The following is a 15205-nucleotide window of genomic DNA, read 5'->3' as shown; positions in this document are numbered from 1 at the left end:
AGCCGGAAAACCCAGTCCCACCACACGCCGGGAATCCATTGATCCTCTGCCGACTGTGCCGATGCCCGCGCCCCCGCTGCCCAACAGCGGCTCGATCCTAGGGGTGTTGCCAACCCGCGTCAATAGTCTGAATGCGGGCCCGAAGGGCGGCCGAACAGGGCAATCGCGGTCCCCCGGGCACTCGGAACCCCCCGGGGGCGAGGTCACATACGTGAACCCCCGCGACAGTCAAGCACTTTTACGGCCAACCCGTATCGGAATGATTTGATCAGTATCCGATTTCCCCTCACGAATTCTTACATCCGCCCCCCATACGTCTATTTACGGGATCAAGGCTCGCGTTCGCGACCGTTCCTCCCGCCCGGCGCGCGCGGGCGCCCCGCCGGACACCGGGGAACACGGAACGCGCGCCGCCGCGATAAGGCGGGCGGCACTTCGAGCGGCGCCGCGGCGCGCCCACCCGCCCGGTTCAGGACAACGCGCGCGGCAGCACCGGCCACCGGCGGCGGCCCATCTCACGGGCAGAGATCAACCGGCGCCCCGGCCGCCCCTACGATGGCGAACGGCCTCACGCGGTTCAGAGGCAGTCGTGACCGATTTCGATTCAGGAGGCAGTCGTGACCCAGGCGACGTCCGAGATCCAGGACCCCGGCCAGGAACTCCAGACCCCGGAGACCACCGAGGACGAACAGACCGACGCAACCGAGGCCATAGAGCAGCGGAAGAACGGTCTGACGGGCGGCGTGAGCGACGCGCTGGCCGAGAACATGAAGCAGGGCTGGGCCGACACCGAGCGCCACGACCTGGAGCCCATCGCGCAGGCCCCGCACACCGCCCGGCGCCGCTCCGAGCTCTCGGCCCGCTTCCCCGGCGAGCGCCTGGTGATCCCCGCCGGCAACCTGAAGATCCGGGCCAACGACACGGACTACCCCTTCCGCCCGTCCTCGGACTACGCGTACCTGACGGGTGACCAGACCCAGGACGGCGTCCTGGTGCTGGAGCCCGCGGCGGACGGCGGCCACCTGGCCACCGCGTACCTGCTGCCCCGGTCCGACCGCGAGAACGGCGAGTTCTGGCTCTCCGGCCAGGGCGAGCTGTGGGACGGCCGGCGCAACAGCCTCACCGAGAACGAGCGGCTCCTCGGCCTGCCCTGCGCGGACGTCCGCGAGCTGGCCGCCGCCCTCAAGGAGGCCACCGGCCGGGTCCGCGTGCTGCGCGGCTACGACGCCGGCATCGAGGCCGCCCTGAACGACAAGGTGACCGCGGAGAGCGACGAGGAGTTCCGCGTCTTCCTCTCCGAGATGCGCCGCGTCAAGGACGAGTTCGAGATCGCCGAGCTGCGCTACGCCTGCGAGTCCACCGCCCGCGGCTTCGAGGACGTCGTCAAGGTCCTCGACAAGGCCGAGGCGACCAGCGAGCGCTACATCGAGGGCACGTTCTTCCTGCGCGCCCGCGTCGAGGGCAACGCGGTCGGCTACAGCACGATCGCCGCCGCCGGCCCGCACGCCACCACCATCCACTGGGTCCGCAACGACGGCGCGGTCCGCTCCGGGGAGCTGCTCCTGCTCGACGCCGGCGTGGAGACCCGCAACCTCTACACCGCCGACGTCACCCGCACGGTGCCGATCGACGGCCGCTTCACCCCGCTCCAGCGCAAGATCTACGACGCCGTGTACGAGGCCCAGTCGGCCGGTATCGCGGCCGTGAAGCCGGGCGCCGAGTACCGGGACTTCCACATCGCCGCACAGCGCGTGCTGGCCGAGAAGCTGGTCTCCTGGGGCCTGTTCGGCGACATGGACCTGGAGAAGGTCTGGGAGCTCGGCCTGCACCGCCGCTGGACCATGCACGGCACCGGCCACATGCTCGGCATGGACGTCCACGACTGCGCGGCGGCCCGCACCGAGCTGTACGTCAACGGCACGCTGGAGGCGGGCATGTGCCTGACCGTCGAGCCGGGTCTGTACTTCCAGGAGGACGACCTGACGGTGCCCGAGGAGTACCGCGGCATCGGCGTCCGCATCGAGGACGACATCCTCGTCACCGAGGACGGCAACGAGAACCTCTCGGCGTCCCTCCCCCGCCAGGCGGACGAGATCGAGGCCTGGATGGCCGCCCTCCGCGCCTGACCCCGCCCCACCCCCGGCCCGCCCCTGCCCCCCCCCAGGGCGCGGGCCGGACCCGTTCCGGGCGGGCCGGCCGGCCGACCGCCGCGAACGCCTCCGCAAATGCCGAGATCCCGCCCGGTCTTACGACCGGACGGGATCTCATGACGTTCCCGAGAGCTACTCGCGAACTGTCGTTTGTGGACCTGTGGGGATTTGAACCCCAGACCCCCTCGATGCGAACGAGGTGCGCTACCAGACTGCGCCACAGGCCCTTGCGACGTGTGAAACATTAGCATCCCCGCGCTGGTGCTCCAAAACCGGTATCGGGGAGCGTCCGCGCAGGTCACCGATCACTCGTTCGCGGCGCGCGGGCGGTCCTCGCCCTCGTACTGGTCGAACAGGGGCGTACGGCCCCGGTCGCGGCCGCGCGGGCGCGGCGGGGACTGCTTGGCGTCCACCGCGGAGTCCGGCTTCGCGGGGGCCGGGACGTGGGGCTGGGCGCGCAGCCGGGGCTCCGTGGGCTCCGCCGTGCTGGAGCGGGCGGAGCTCCACCCGTCCGGGGCGGCCGGGCCGGTGGCGCGGGGGGCGACCGGGGCCGTCACGTACGTGGGCAGCGGGACCGGGACCGGCTCCCAGCTGTCACCGCGGGCCGGGCCGCGTTCGCGTTCCCGCTGCTGGTCCACCCACTCGGCGTGGTCGGTCTGCTCGACCAGCGCGCGCCGCCCGGCCTCCTGGGGGGAGACCGGTGGCGCGGGGTCCGGTTCGGCGCCCTCGGCGGGGGCGTCCTCGGGGTGGCGCCGGCGCGGGCCGCGGCTCTCCCGCAGCTGCCGGGCGGCCGCCTCGGCACGGCGCCGGTCCATCGTGAACTCGTAGCGCCGCCGCTCCTGGACCCGCAGGTGGACGATGTACGCGCTCAGCAGGACCGCAGGCACCGCCGGGGCCCACAGGAAGCCGAGCCCGCCGACGGCCGCGACGACGGCTCCGAGGGTGAAGACGAGGAAGAGGAGCGCCGTGGTGCGCCGGCGTCGCGCCAGCACCTGGAGGCGCTGTTCGCGCCGGGCCCGCTCCGCCCGTTCCACCCGCTCGGCCGCGGCCGAGCGGGGTTCCGCCCTGGTCGGGGGCACGCCGAGGACCCGGGCGTCGGCGTCCACGGAATTCACCGTTTCCGTCGTCGCGTCCGGGTCCGCTTCGGGCCGGGCCTCCGCCTCCTGGTCACCGCGCTCCCGCAGCCCCTTGGCGTAACGGCGCTCCATTCCCGCCCGGCCGGAAAGCAGCCGAATGGCGGTGGAGAAGCGTTCCGTCGGACGGGCTTCGTTCAGCTCGTCCTGCCTCCGGAGCCACATGGGCACCAAGTAGGCGGCCCAGGCCCCGACAATGACTGCGTAGATGAGGCCGCTGCTGCTCACCCTCACACCGTAGAGGGGCGCGGCCGAGCGGATCCGCCAATTGAGCCGGTGTGTCGCACGATCAGGCTGATATCACGGACTTTTTTTGTGATTCTTCGGATCAGGTTATGGACGATTCCGGTTCTAATTCGAACGCATTAGCGATTCAGCCCCGGATTGGCCCGCCGCCAGCGGCGCAGCAGCCCCTCCGGGACCTCCTCCGCCGTGAGGGCGAAGACGAGGTGGTCGCGCCACGCGCCGTCGATGTGGAGGTAGCGCGGGCGCATCCCCTCCTCGCGGAAGCCGAGCTTCTCCACGACCCGGCGGCTCGGCCCGTTCTCCGGGCGGATGCACACCTCGATCCGGTGCAGGCCGACCTTCGCGAAGCAGTGGTCCACGGCCATCGCGACCGCCGTCGGCATCACGCCCCGCCCCGCGACCTCGCGGTCCACCCAGTACCCGACGTGACCCGCGCACATAGAGCCCCAGGTGATCCCGGCGACCGTCAGCTGCCCGACCAGCCGGCCCTCGTACTCGATGACGAACGGCAGCATGCGGCCCGCGTTCGCCTCCGCCCGCAGATGGCGCACCATCTGACGGTACGTGGGCCGCTGGACCACCGGCCCCCACGGCGCGGGCGGCGGGATCGTGGCCTCCCACGGCCGCAGCCATTCGCGGTTGCGGCGGTTGACCTCGCGCCAGGCGCGCTGGTCCCGCAGTCTTATCGGCCGGAGCGTGACATCGCCGTCCACCAGCACCACCGGCCAGGAGGGACCGTTCAGCTCTCGCTCCCGGTGGCTCCGGCCGGTCTGGGATGGTCTCCGCCCCGGAGCTGGTCCACGGCGTGCGGCAGGATCCGGGCCAGGACGGCGAGGCCGTCGCGGACGCCGCCCGTCGAACCCGGGAGGTTCACGATCAGGGTGCGCCCGGCCACTCCGGCGAGGCCCCGGGAGAGCGCCGCCGCCGGCACCTTCGCCAGGCCCTCGGCCCGGATGGCCTGCGGGATGCCCGGGACCTCGTAGTCCAGCACCCGCGCGGTGGCGTCCGGGGTCCGGTCGGTCGGCGAGATGCCGGTGCCCCCGGTGGTGAGGATGACGTCGTACCCGGCGGCCACGCCCTCGCGCAGCGCCTGCTCGACGGGGTCCCCGTCGGGGACGACCCGCGGGCCGTCCACCGCGAAGCCGAGCTCCTCCAGGGCCGCGGCGAGCAGCGGTCCGCCCTTGTCGGCATACACGCCCTGCGAGGCCCGGTTGGAGGCGGTGACCACCAGCCCGCGCGGCGACGGGCCGGCGGCGGCGTCGGTCACAGGGGCGGGAGCGTGGCCGTGACTGTGGCTGTGGCTGTGTGCCTCGCCGCCGCGCGGGGGGTTCACGCGCGGCTCCAGTCGCCGGACTTGCCGCCGGTCTTCTCCTCCACCCGGACGTCCGTGATGACGGCGCCCTTGTCGACGGCCTTGACCATGTCGATCACCGTCAGTCCGGCGACGGCGACGGCCGTCAGCGCCTCCATCTCGACGCCCGTGCGGTCGGTCGTCTTGACGGTGGCCAGGATCTCCACGGCGTCGTCGGCGACCGAGAGGTCCACCTTCACGCCGGAGACCGCCAGCGGGTGGCAGAGCGGGATCAGGTCGGGGGTCTTCTTCGCCCCCATGATCCCGGCGATCCGCGCGGTGGCGAGGGCATCGCCCTTCGGTACGCCCTCGCCCCGCAGCAGCTCGATCACCCGGGGGGAGACGAGGACGCGCCCGCTGGCCCGCGCCGTACGGGTGGTGACGTCCTTCGCCGAGACGTCGACCATCCGGGCCGCCCCGGCCTCGTCGATGTGCGTCAGCCTGCTGTGCGTGCTCATAAGTGGTGCCGCTCCCGCTCCGGGCCCCGCAAGGGCCTGTGTGGTGCAACACGCTACCCGCACCGACGGGGTCTCAGCCGAGCAGGATGACTTCCAGCTCGGCGCCCGGTTCCACCGAAGTGACGTCCTCCGGTACGACCATGAGCGAATCGGCGTGCGCCAGCGCGGCGATCAGGTGCGAGCCCGATCCGCCGACCGGGCTGACCGTGCCGCTGCCCGCGTCGTACTTCCCGCGCAGGAACTGGCGCCGACCCGCCGGGGAGCCCAGCGCCTTGTCCGCCTTCAGCTCCGCGCGCACGCTGGGCCGGTTCACGTCGGTCAGGCCCATCAGCGCCCGGATCGCGGGACGCACGAACAGCTCGAAGGAGACGTACGAGGACACCGGGTTGCCGGGGAGCGCCAGCAGCGGCGTGTGGTCGGGGCCGATGGAGCCGAAGCCCTGCGGCTTGCCGGGCTGCATGGCGAGCTTGCGGAAGTCCACCCCGCCGCCCTGGACGTCCTCCTCGCCGGAGCCGCCGGAGCCGCCGGAGCCACCGGAAGCACCTGAGCCGCCCGACCCGCCGACGGAGGTCAGGGCCTCCTTGACCACGTCGTACGCCCCGACGCTGACCCCGCCCGTGGTGACCAGCAGGTCCGCCCGGATCAGCTGGTCCTCGATGGTGGCGCGCAGCGTGTCCGCGTCGTCCGAGACCGCGCCGACCCGGTAGGCGATGGCCCCGGCGTCCCGGGCGGCCGCGGCGAGCGCGAAGCTGTTGGAGTCGTAGATCGTCCCGGCCGCCAGCGGTTCGCCCGGCTGGACCAGCTCGCTGCCGGTGGACAGCACGACCACCCGCGGCCGCGGCCGCACCCGTACGGTGCCCCGCCCGATGGCGGCCAGCAGCGCGATCTGCGGCGGCCCGAGCACCGTGCCCGCCGCCAGGGCGAGGTCCCCGGCCTGTACGTCGCTCCCGCGCGCACGGACGTGCGCCCGGGCCTCGGCCGCGCGGTGCACCCGTACCTCTCCGGCGGCGCCCTCGGGCGCGGCGCTGGCCGGGGTCATCCCGGAGGCGGCGCCGCCCCCGGTGCCGCCGTCGGTCCACTCCACCGGTACGACGGCTTCCGCGCCGGGCGGCAGCGGGGCGCCGGTCATGATCCGGGCACTCTGGCCGGGTCCGACGGTGGGCAGCTCGCCGCTGCCGGCCGCGACGTCCCCGATGACCGTCAGCACCGCCGGGAACTCCTCGCTCGCGCCCTGGACGTCGGCCACGCGGACGGCGTACCCGTCCATCGAGCTGTTGTCGAAGGGCGGAAGGGCGACGGGCACGGTGACGTCCTCGACCAGGACACAGCCCTGGGCGTCGAGCAGCTGGAGCTCGATGGGCTCCAGCGGCCGGATCGCGGCGAGGACGTCCGCGAGGTGCTCGTCCACCGACCACAGACGCTGCCGGCCGGTCTCCTGCGGTGCGGAACTGCTCAAGGTGCTACATCTCCTCCGTGACGTAACGGCGAAGCCAGGTGCGGAACTCCGGGCCCAGGTCCTCACGTTCGCACGCGAGTCGGACGATGGCCCGCAGATAGTCCCCGCGGTCACCGGTGTCGTAGCGGCGGCCGCGGAAGACCACTCCGTGCACCGGGCCGCCCACGCTCTCGTCGGCGGCCAGCTTCTGCAGGGCGTCGGTGAGCTGGATCTCCCCACCGCGGCCCGGCTCGGTCTCCCGCAGTATGCCGAAGATCGCCGGGTTGAGGACGTACCGTCCGATCACCGCGTAGTTGCTGGGGGCGTCGGCGGCGTCGGGCTTCTCGACCAGACCCGTCACGCGGACGACGGCCGGGTCGTCGGTGGGCTCGACGGCGGCGCAGCCGTAGAGGTGGATGCTGGAGGGGTCCACCTCCATCAGCGCGACGACGGTGCCGCCGGTGCGGGCCTGGAGGTCGACCATGTCGCGCAGCAGCGGATCGCGCGGGTCGATGAGGTCGTCGCCGAGGAGGACGGCGAAGGGCTCGCGGCCGACGTGCGGCTCGGCGCAGAGCACGGCGTGACCGAGGCCGCGCGGGTCTCCCTGGCGGACGTAGTGCATGGTTGCCAGGTCGCTGGATTCCTGGACCTTCTTGAGCCGGTCGTCGTCGCCCTTGGCGATGAGCGCCGATTCCAGCTCGTAGTTCCGGTCGAAGTGGTCCTCAAGCGGCCGCTTGTTACGCCCTGTGATCATGAGTACGTCGTCCAGCCCGGCGGACACGGCTTCCTCGACCACGTACTGGATCGCCGGCTTGTCGACGACGGGCAGCATCTCCTTGGGCGTCGCCTTGGTCGCCGGGAGGAAGCGAGTGCCGAGGCCCGCGGCCGGGATGACGGCCTTTTTGATCACGGGGTGCGACTGAGTCATGGCAGCACGATAGTGGGTCGTTGCGTAAGCCCAGGTGAGATGCGGATGAATAGATCCACTTACACACCCACTCCACAGGAGATTTGAGGCCGTTGTGGTAGCTACCCCGCCAAACCCGACCGAGAAGGCGCTCCTGCGCCGGGAACTGCTCGCCGCCCGTCGCGCCTTGAGCGCCGAGGACTGCCGCACGGCGGCCCGCGCGCTCTCCCGGTCCGCCCTCGCCCTGCCGGAGCTGGCCGGGGCGGGCACGGTCGCCGCGTACGTCTCCGTCGGCACCGAACCCGGTACGCGCGAGCTGCTCGACGCCCTGCGCGCGGCCGGGAAGCGGGTGCTGCTGCCGGTGCTGCTGCCCGACAACGACCTCGACTGGGCGGCGTACGAGGGGCCGGGCAGCCTGGCCGAGGCCGCCCACCCGGGGAAGATGCGGCTGCTGGAGCCGGCCGGGCCGCGGCTCGGGCCGGACGCGGTGACGGGCGCCGACGCCGTGCTGCTGCCGGGGCTCGCGGTGGACGCGCGCGGGATGCGGCTCGGCCGCGGCGGCGGCTCGTACGACCGGGTGCTGGAGCGGCTGGAGCGGGCCGGGGCGCATCCGGCGCTGGTGGTGCTCCTCTACGACGAAGAGGTGGTCGCGCGGGTCCCGGAGGAACCGCACGACCACCCCGTCAAGGCGGTGGCCACCCCGTCGGGGGTGGTCCGTTTCTGAGCGCTAGGGCTTCAGGGTCAGGGTGTCGACCGTCGCCTTGTTCACGGCTTCCTTGCCGAAGGGCCACTCCAGCAGCTCGCCCTTGGCCCACATCGTCGTCTGGTCGGTGTAGTGGGAGTGGTAGGCGTGCCCCGAGGCGCCGGTCAGGTTGATCCAGCGGGACTTGTCCAGGTCGTTGAGGTTCACGACCATCCGCATCGAGGGCACCCAGGTGACCTCGTACCCGCTGGCGGCGTTCCAGCCGGTCGCGTTGACGGTGGCCTCGCCGCCGCCCAGGTTCCACGGGCCGCGGTTGAGGAGCCACTGCATGAAGCCGGGGCCCTTGGTGCCGAGGGTCTGGTTCTTCAGCGTCAGCTGGTGCAGGCGGCCCCAGGTCCAGGTGGACTGGTCCTTGCCGAGCTTGGCGGTGAGCTCCCAGCGGGCGTCCTCCATGGCCCGGGCGAACAGCTCGTCACGGGTGGCGGTCGGCTTCTGGTGGATGTTCGGGGCGGGCGACTGCCACCACGGCGAGTTCTCGTCCTTGACCAGGCGGCGGACCACCTCGAACCAGCGGTCGCCGCCGTCGGGCTGCGCCGAGTCGGAACCGCGGGTACCGCATTCGCGGACCGTCTTGGCGAGGTCGTCGACCGGGCCGGAGCCTGACTCCTTGACGTTGGTGCAGCTCTCCTCGACCCGCAGTTCCTTCGGCATCTTGTCGCCGAAGGACAGCTTGAGGATGTTGCGCCAGACCGCGTTGAAGTACGCGGCCGCCGCCGAGTCGGGCTCCTGGGTGTAGTTCCAGCCGTCCAGCAGCTTCTGCGCGGAGCGCACGTCCGGGTCCTTGACCTGGATCTTGGCCAGCATCGGGGTCAGCAGCGCGGCGATCTCGCTGCTGTTGTCCATCTGCATGGTGCGCATGTCGTCGGTCGAGATCTTGCCGCTGTCCTTGATCTTCGCCTCGATGAGGTCGTTGATCCGCTGGCTGCGGGCGCCGTAGCCCCAGTCGGTGGTCAGCGTGTACGGGTACTTGCCGGCGCCGGTGCCGCTCTCGGTGACCGCCTGGTTGGCGGTGACGATGTAGCCGCGGGCCGGGTTGAGGTCGTACGGCATCTCGTCCTGCGGGATGTAACCCGCGTTGCCGTCCTTGCCGCCCTTCCAGGCGTACTTGGAGTCCCAGCCGGGGGCGGGCATCCGGCCGTCGCCGGCGCCGCGGACGGGGATGCGGCCGGGCGCCTGGTAGCCGATGTTGCCGGTGGCGCCCTTGCTGTCGGCGTAGATCAGGTTCTGGGACGGCACCTCGAAGTCGCGCGCGGCGGCCCGGAAGCTGTTGAAGTCCTTGGCCCGGTCGATCTTGAAGACCGCGTCCATCGACTTGCCGGGGTCCAGGGCGGTCCAGCGCAGGGCGACGGCGTAGCCCTCGCCGCGGTCGGGTGCGGAGCTGGCGACGGGCGCCCGGTCGCCGACCGTACCGAGTTCCTCGCTGCGGTCGGAGACCAGCGGGCCGTTGTTGGTGCTGCGGACCGTGATCTTCTTCTCGCCGCCGCCGGCGATCTTGATGACCTCGTCGCGGACGGTGAAGGGGAGGACCTTGTTGTCGTAGACGTAGCCCTCGGGCTTGACCTGCTCCAGGTAGAGGTCGGTGACGTCGGCGCCGAGGTTGGTCATGCCCCAGGCGATGTCGGCGTTGTGGCCGATGACCACGCCGGGCATGCCGGAGAAGGTGAAGCCGGCCACGTCGTACTGGCACTTCTCGGAGACCGCCCGGCAGTGCAGGCCCATCTGGTACCAGACGGAGGGCAGCTGCGGGGAGAGGTGCGGGTCGTTCGCGAGGAGCGGCTTTCCGGTGGTCGTGTACTTGCCGGAGACGACCCAGGAGTTCGAGCCGATGCCGCTGCCGTTGGGGCCGAGGATCGCGGGGATCTTGTCCAGGGTGTTGGCGAGCGCGCTCATCTGGCTGCGCAGGCCGACGGTCGCGCCCTGGGCGGAGGCGTTGCCGGCGAGGCCGGTGGCCGTACCGGAACCGGAGGCCGTACCGGAGCCGGAGCCACTGCCGGAGTCGTTACCGGTGCCGGAGCCCTTGCCCGAGCCGTTGCCCGTACCGGATCCGGAACCCGAACCGGAGCCCGTGGCGGAGCCCTGCGGGGTGTACTTGCCGCCGTCGGTCTTGCCGCCCTCGACGATCGGCTTGTTCCGGTCGAAGGGGTACGGCGGGTAGAGCTCGTCGATCTGCGCCGGTGTGAGCTTGCCCGACATCAGCGCGCGGTCTATCTCGTCCTGCATGTTGCCGCGCAGGTCCCACGCCATCGCCTTGAGCCAGGCGACCGAGTCCACCGGGGACCACTGCTCGGGCTTGTAGTCGCCGCTGATCCCGAGCGCCGCGTGCTCGACGGAGAGGTCCTTGCCGGACTTCCCCTTCAGGTACGCGTTGACCCCGTCGGCGTAGGACTGGAGGTACTTCTTCGTCTCGGGCGAGAGCTTGGTGTCGTACTCGGCCTGCGCGACCTGGCGCCAGCCCAGCGTGCGCAGGAAGGCGTCGGTCTCCACCTGGCCGGAGCCGAACATCTCGGAGAGGCGCCCGGAGGTCATGTGGCGGCGTACGTCCATCTCCCAGAAGCGGTCCTGGGCGTGGACGAAGCCCTGGGCGCGGAAGAGGTCGTCGTCGTTGTCGGCGTAGAGCTGCGGGATTCCGCTGGCGTCGCGCTTGACCTCGACGGTTCCTGTCAGGCCGGGCACCTTCAGGGACCCGGTCGTCTGGGGGTACGAGGCGCGCACGGTGTCCACGCTCCAGTACGCGCCGTAGCCGAGGCCCGCGAAGAGCGCCAGGACCAGCACGAGCACGATCAGACGGGCGCGTCGTCCCTTCTTCTTGACGGAAGGGGCGGTTTCGTTGGCGGGCATCGCTGTCCTTAGAGGGGCAGGGTGGTCCTGGGAGTGCTGGGAGCAACCATAGGCGCAGGACCGGGTCCGATGATCCGGCAGGGGTGGAGCTGCTGGAGACAGGGCGGATCAGGGGTTTCACAATGTGGTTATCGCGTAAAGAGCGCGTCAAATATTAGGTAAGGTAACGAAGTACTTGCCGAACTTGTCGCCGGGAGGACCGATCCGCCAGGCGCGTTGAGGAGGGCCGCCCGCTGACCGTCCACACGCTCAATGAGCTCCTGCTGGTCTGCTCGCTCGTACTGCTCGTCGCCGTCGCGGCGGTGCGCGTCTCCTCGCGCAGCGGCCTCCCCAGCCTGCTCATTTACCTCGGCATAGGTGTCGCGATAGGCCAGGACGGCATCGGCAACGTCGTGTTCGACAATGCCGAGCTCACCCAGGTCATGGGGTACGCGGCGCTCGTCGTGATCCTCGCCGAGGGCGGTCTGGGCACCAAGTGGAAAGAGATCAAGCCGGCCCTGCCGGCCGCGATCGCGCTGTCGCTGGTCGGCGTCGCCGTCAGCGTGGGCGTGACCGCGGCGGGAGCCCACTACCTGGTCGGGCTCGACTGGCGGCAGGCCCTGCTGATCGGCGCGGTCGTCTCCTCGACCGACGCGGCGGCGGTGTTCTCGGTCCTGCGCAAGGTGCCGCTGCCCGCGCGGGTGACGGGCGTACTGGAGGCGGAGTCCGGGTTCAACGACGCCCCCGTGGTCATCCTGGTGGTCGCCTTCGCCACCGTCGGCCCGGTGGACGAGTGGTACGTCCTGATCGGCAAGATCGCGCTGGAGCTGGCGATCGGCGTCGCGATCGGCCTCACCGTGGGCTTCCTGGGGTCGTACGGGCTGCGGCACGTCGCCCTGCCCGCCTCCGGCCTGTACCCGATCGCGGTGATGGCGATCGCGGTCACGGCGTACGCGGTGACCGCGATGGCGCACGGCTCCGGCTTCCTCGCCGTGTACCTGGCGGCGATGGTGCTCGGGAACGCCAAGCTGCCGCACTGGCCGGCGACGCGGGGGTTCGCGGACGGACTCGGCTGGATCGCCCAGATCGGCATGTTCGTCCTGCTCGGCCTGCTGGTCACCCCGCACGAACTGCTGAACGACTTCTGGCCCGCGGTGGTGATCGGCCTGGCCCTGACGATGGTGGCGCGGCCGCTGTCGGTCTTCATCAGCCTGCTGCCCTTCCGGCTGCCCTGGCAGGAGCAGGCCCTGATGTCGTGGGCCGGCCTGCGCGGCGCGGTGCCCATCATCCTGGCGACGATCCCGATGGTGTCCGGGATCGAGGGCAGCGAGCGGGTCTTCAACATCGTCTTCGTGCTCGTCGTGGTCTACACCCTGGTGCAGGGGCCGACCCTGCCGTGGCTGGCGCGGAAGCTGAACCTGCGCGACAACGACGAGGCCGCCGCCGACCTCGGGATCGAGTCGGCGCCGCTGGAGAAGCTGCGCGGGCACCTGCTGTCCTTCGCCATCCCGCCGGCCTCGCGGATGCACGGCGTCGAGGTGAGCGAGCTGCGGCTGCCGGCCGGGGCGTCGGTCACGCTGGTGGTCCGGGACGCGAAGAGCTTCGTACCGGCGCCCTCGACCGTGCTGCGGCGCGGGGACGAGCTGCTGGTGGTGGCCACGGATCCGGTGCGGGACGCGGCGGAGGCGCGGCTGCGGGCGGTGGCCCGGGGCGGCAAGCTGGCCGGCTGGCTGGGGACGGGCAGCGAGACCGCGCACTGACCGGTTCAGGCCTGCGAACAGACAAGATCGCGCCAATTTTTGATTAGAGCAACGTTCTAATTGGCAGTTTCGTTGGCGTGCAGGGCGGTTTGCCCTCGTTTCGCAAGTCGCGGAATGCGAAGTTCCAGTTAATCGCAGGTGAAGACACGGATTGTCGTCGGAATCACAGGGTGTGACAGCCGCCTCCCCTGTACGATAAAGGCACAACAGATCGAACCAACTCTGCCTGACGCAGAGCTGGCGCGACCGCAAAGCGGCCGTGGCTCCCTCCCACAGTGGGTGCCCAGGTATCACTCGGTTCTGCGCAAGAGGACAGCTCTCGGGGCTCCCATACGTACGGGTGCGGCCGCTCACAAGGCGGAACACCGTCCGCAGACGGGGAGTTCTACCAGGCAGCGGAAAGGCAAGGCCGTGACATCCGCGGTCACGACCGAGAACTCCGCCCGCCCCGGCTACGGACAGCTGCTGCGCACCCCCGGTGCCGCCGGCTTCCTGCTCCCCGGCTTCGCCGCCCGGCTCCCCTTCGGAATGCTGACCATCAGCATCCTGCTGCTCGTCCAGCACACCACCGGCTCCTACGGCAGCGCCGGCATCGTCGCCGCCGTCACCGGCATCTCCATGGCGCTGTGCGCCCCCGTGACGGGCATGCTCACCGACCGCTTCGGCCAGAGCGCCGTGCTGGTCCCGGGCGTCCTGCTGCACTCCGCCGCCGTGAGCGGCCTCGCCGCGCTGGCACTCGCCGGCGCCCCCGTCTGGGCCCTGGCGCTGGCCGCCGTCCCGGCCGGCGCCTCGGTCCCCCAGGTCGGGCCGATGGTCCGGGCCCGCTGGGCCGCCAAGCTGGAAGGCTCACCGCTACTGCCGACGGCCGCCGCGTTCGAGTCCGTCACCGACGAGTTCACCTTCGTCGTCGGCCCCGTGCTGGCCACCGCCCTGTGCACCGGCATCCACCCGGCCGCCGGCCTGGTCACCGAGGCCGCGCTGACGCTGGTCGGCGGCCTGGTGTTCGCCGCCCGGCGCGCCAGCCAGCCCAAGCCGCACGCCGAGACCGCGAGCGGTGCGCCGCACGCCTCGGCGCTGTCCTTCCCCGGCCTGCGCGTCCTGATCGTCGCGTTCCTCGGGATCGGCGCCGTCTTCGGCGGCATGCAGGTCTCGCTGGCCGCCTTCACGGCCGAGGCCGGAAGCCCCGGCGCGAACGGCCTGCTGTACGGCGTCTTCGCCGCCGGCAACATGATCGCGGGAATAGCCTGCGGCGCGATCGCCTGGAAGATCGGCCCGCGCCGCCGCCTGCTGCTGGGCTACGTCGGCCTCACCGCCGCCGCGTCCCTGCTGTGGACCGCCGGCTCGATGCCGATGCTGGGCGGGCTCGGCCTGATCGTCGGCCTGTGCATCGCCCCGGCCCTGATCACCGGCTACACGATGGTCGAGTCCCTGATCCCGGCGAACGCCCGTACCGAGGCCTTCACCTGGCTCACCGGTTCGGTCGCCTTCGGGCAGGCCGTCGCGGTGATCGTGGCGGGCCGCCTGACCGACGCCCACGGGGCCTCGTACGGCTTCCTGGTGCCGATGGCGGCGACCGCGCTCGCGCTCGTGACCCTGCTGGCACTGCGCGCCAAGCTGGCGCCGCAGACCCCGGGCCGGATCGTGAACGCGTCCCCGGCGCAGGTCGCGGCGACCGCTCCGGAGGCGGCCGACGAGCGTGCTCTCGGTCACCGAGTGCCGGTGACGGTGGACTGAACGCCCGGAATACGTCACCATGGAACGTCGTTAGCACTCATAGAGACAGAGTGCCAGGAGGAAATTCGTGCCGACCTACCAGTACCAGTGCACCGAGTGCGGTGAGGGCCTTGAGGCCGTGCAGAAGTTCACCGATGACGCGCTGACCGTGTGCCCGAACTGCGACGGACGCCTGAAGAAGGTGTTCTCCGCGGTCGGCATCGTCTTCAAGGGCTCCGGTTTCTACCGGAACGACAGCCGTGGCGCCTCTTCGAGCAGCACGCCCGCCTCGAAGCCGTCCTCGACGTCGACCGCGGCCCCGGCCGCCGCTTCGTCGTCCGCGTCCTCGACGGCCGGCTCGTCCGGATCCGGTGGCAGCTCCAGCTCCACCTCGGCCGCCTGACCCGACTGTCTCTAGCCGAAGCCCCGCCGCCCCGACCGGGCGGCGGGGCTTCGCGCGTGCCCCGTTAGG

General features: G+C 71.4%; 12 protein-coding genes and 1 tRNA gene. 5 read left to right on the top strand and 8 right to left on the bottom strand.

Translation table 11 applies throughout. The annotated features are described in order from the left end of the window. Positions 1 to 710: 710 nt before the first annotated feature. Complete coding sequence (locus IE248_RS29435; protein ID WP_229895613.1) at positions 711 to 2126, top strand: aminopeptidase P family protein; 1416 nt, start codon at positions 711 to 713, stop codon at positions 2124 to 2126. Positions 2127 to 2303: 177 nt separating this feature from the next. Here IE248_RS29435 and IE248_RS29430 read toward each other — a convergent pair. The 7 genes from IE248_RS29430 to galU form a co-directional block, all read right to left on the bottom strand. Beyond that, a tRNA-Ala gene (locus IE248_RS29430) sits at positions 2304 to 2377 on the bottom strand. 78 nt (positions 2378 to 2455) lie between these two features. Beyond that, positions 2456 to 3511, bottom strand: coding sequence for a divisome protein SepX/GlpR (gene sepX / locus IE248_RS29425; RefSeq protein ID WP_037797740.1), 1056 nt, complete (start codon positions 3509 to 3511; stop codon positions 2456 to 2458). A gap of 137 nt (positions 3512 to 3648) precedes the next feature. Further along, positions 3649 to 4251 carry a GNAT family N-acetyltransferase gene (locus IE248_RS29420; protein WP_073797605.1) on the bottom strand — a complete coding sequence of 201 codons (603 nt, stop codon included), beginning with the start codon at positions 4249 to 4251 and terminating at the stop codon, positions 3649 to 3651. A 17-nt stretch (positions 4252 to 4268) separates the two neighbouring features. Then, positions 4269 to 4796 (bottom strand): MogA/MoaB family molybdenum cofactor biosynthesis protein, encoded by a 528-nt coding sequence (locus IE248_RS29415; RefSeq protein ID WP_190032178.1) that lies wholly within the window; start codon positions 4794 to 4796, stop codon positions 4269 to 4271. 62 nt (positions 4797 to 4858) lie between these two features. Beyond that, complete coding sequence (gene moaC, locus IE248_RS29410; RefSeq protein WP_008741807.1) at positions 4859 to 5338, bottom strand: cyclic pyranopterin monophosphate synthase MoaC; 480 nt, start codon at positions 5336 to 5338, stop codon at positions 4859 to 4861. Between the two features lie 73 nt (positions 5339 to 5411). Further along, on the bottom strand, positions 5412 to 6794 hold the full coding sequence (glp, locus tag IE248_RS29405; RefSeq protein WP_190032177.1) for a molybdotransferase-like divisome protein Glp: 1383 nt from the start codon (positions 6792 to 6794) through the stop codon (positions 5412 to 5414). Between the two features lie 4 nt (positions 6795 to 6798). Further along, positions 6799 to 7701 (bottom strand): UTP--glucose-1-phosphate uridylyltransferase GalU, encoded by a 903-nt coding sequence (galU, locus tag IE248_RS29400; RefSeq protein ID WP_008741805.1) that lies wholly within the window; start codon positions 7699 to 7701, stop codon positions 6799 to 6801. Between the two features lie 94 nt (positions 7702 to 7795). Here galU and IE248_RS29395 point away from each other — a divergent pair, with 94 nt between their 5' ends. After that, complete coding sequence (locus tag IE248_RS29395) at positions 7796 to 8404, top strand: 5-formyltetrahydrofolate cyclo-ligase (protein WP_073797602.1); 609 nt, start codon at positions 7796 to 7798, stop codon at positions 8402 to 8404. Between the two features lie 3 nt (positions 8405 to 8407). Here IE248_RS29395 and IE248_RS29390 read toward each other — a convergent pair whose 3' ends face one another. Next, a complete protein-coding gene (locus tag IE248_RS29390; protein WP_073797601.1) occupies positions 8408 to 11281 on the bottom strand; it encodes a penicillin acylase family protein in 2874 nt (957 codons plus the stop codon). A gap of 260 nt (positions 11282 to 11541) precedes the next feature. On the opposite strand from IE248_RS29390, the gene IE248_RS29385 reads away from it, so the two are divergent. The 3 genes from IE248_RS29385 to IE248_RS29375 all read left to right on the top strand — a co-directional run bounded on the left by IE248_RS29385 (position 11542) and on the right by IE248_RS29375 (position 15136). Continuing rightward, positions 11542 to 13020, top strand: a complete 1479-nt coding sequence (locus IE248_RS29385) for a potassium/proton antiporter (RefSeq protein ID WP_234377670.1) — start codon at positions 11542 to 11544, stop codon at positions 13018 to 13020. A 411-nt stretch (positions 13021 to 13431) separates the two neighbouring features. After that, the gene (locus tag IE248_RS29380) at positions 13432 to 14754 is read left to right on the top strand and encodes an MFS transporter (protein WP_008741801.1); all 1323 of its coding nucleotides are present in this window, start codon (positions 13432 to 13434) and stop codon (positions 14752 to 14754) included. 67 nt (positions 14755 to 14821) lie between these two features. Next, on the top strand, positions 14822 to 15136 hold the full coding sequence (locus IE248_RS29375; RefSeq protein ID WP_190032176.1) for an FmdB family zinc ribbon protein: 315 nt from the start codon (positions 14822 to 14824) through the stop codon (positions 15134 to 15136). The last annotated feature ends 69 nt before the right edge of the window (positions 15137 to 15205 follow it).

The sequence above is a fragment of the Streptomyces goshikiensis genome, assembly GCF_014650555.1.
GTDB lineage: Bacteria > Actinomycetota > Actinomycetes > Streptomycetales > Streptomycetaceae > Streptomyces > Streptomyces goshikiensis.
Note: the sequence above shows the minus strand (reverse complement) of the source record. Positions and strands in the feature narration are given on the sequence as shown.

Excerpts from the sequence above, each read along its gene's own strand:
- moaC (WP_008741807.1), bottom strand. The coding sequence starts at position 5,338 with ATGAGCACGCACAGCAGGCTGACGCACATCGACGAGGCCGGGGCGGCC.
- galU (WP_008741805.1), bottom strand. The coding sequence starts at position 7,701 with ATGACTCAGTCGCACCCCGTGATCAAAAAGGCCGTCATCCCGGCCGCG.
- IE248_RS29390 (WP_073797601.1), bottom strand. The coding sequence starts at position 11,281 with ATGCCCGCCAACGAAACCGCCCCTTCCGTCAAGAAGAAGGGACGACGC.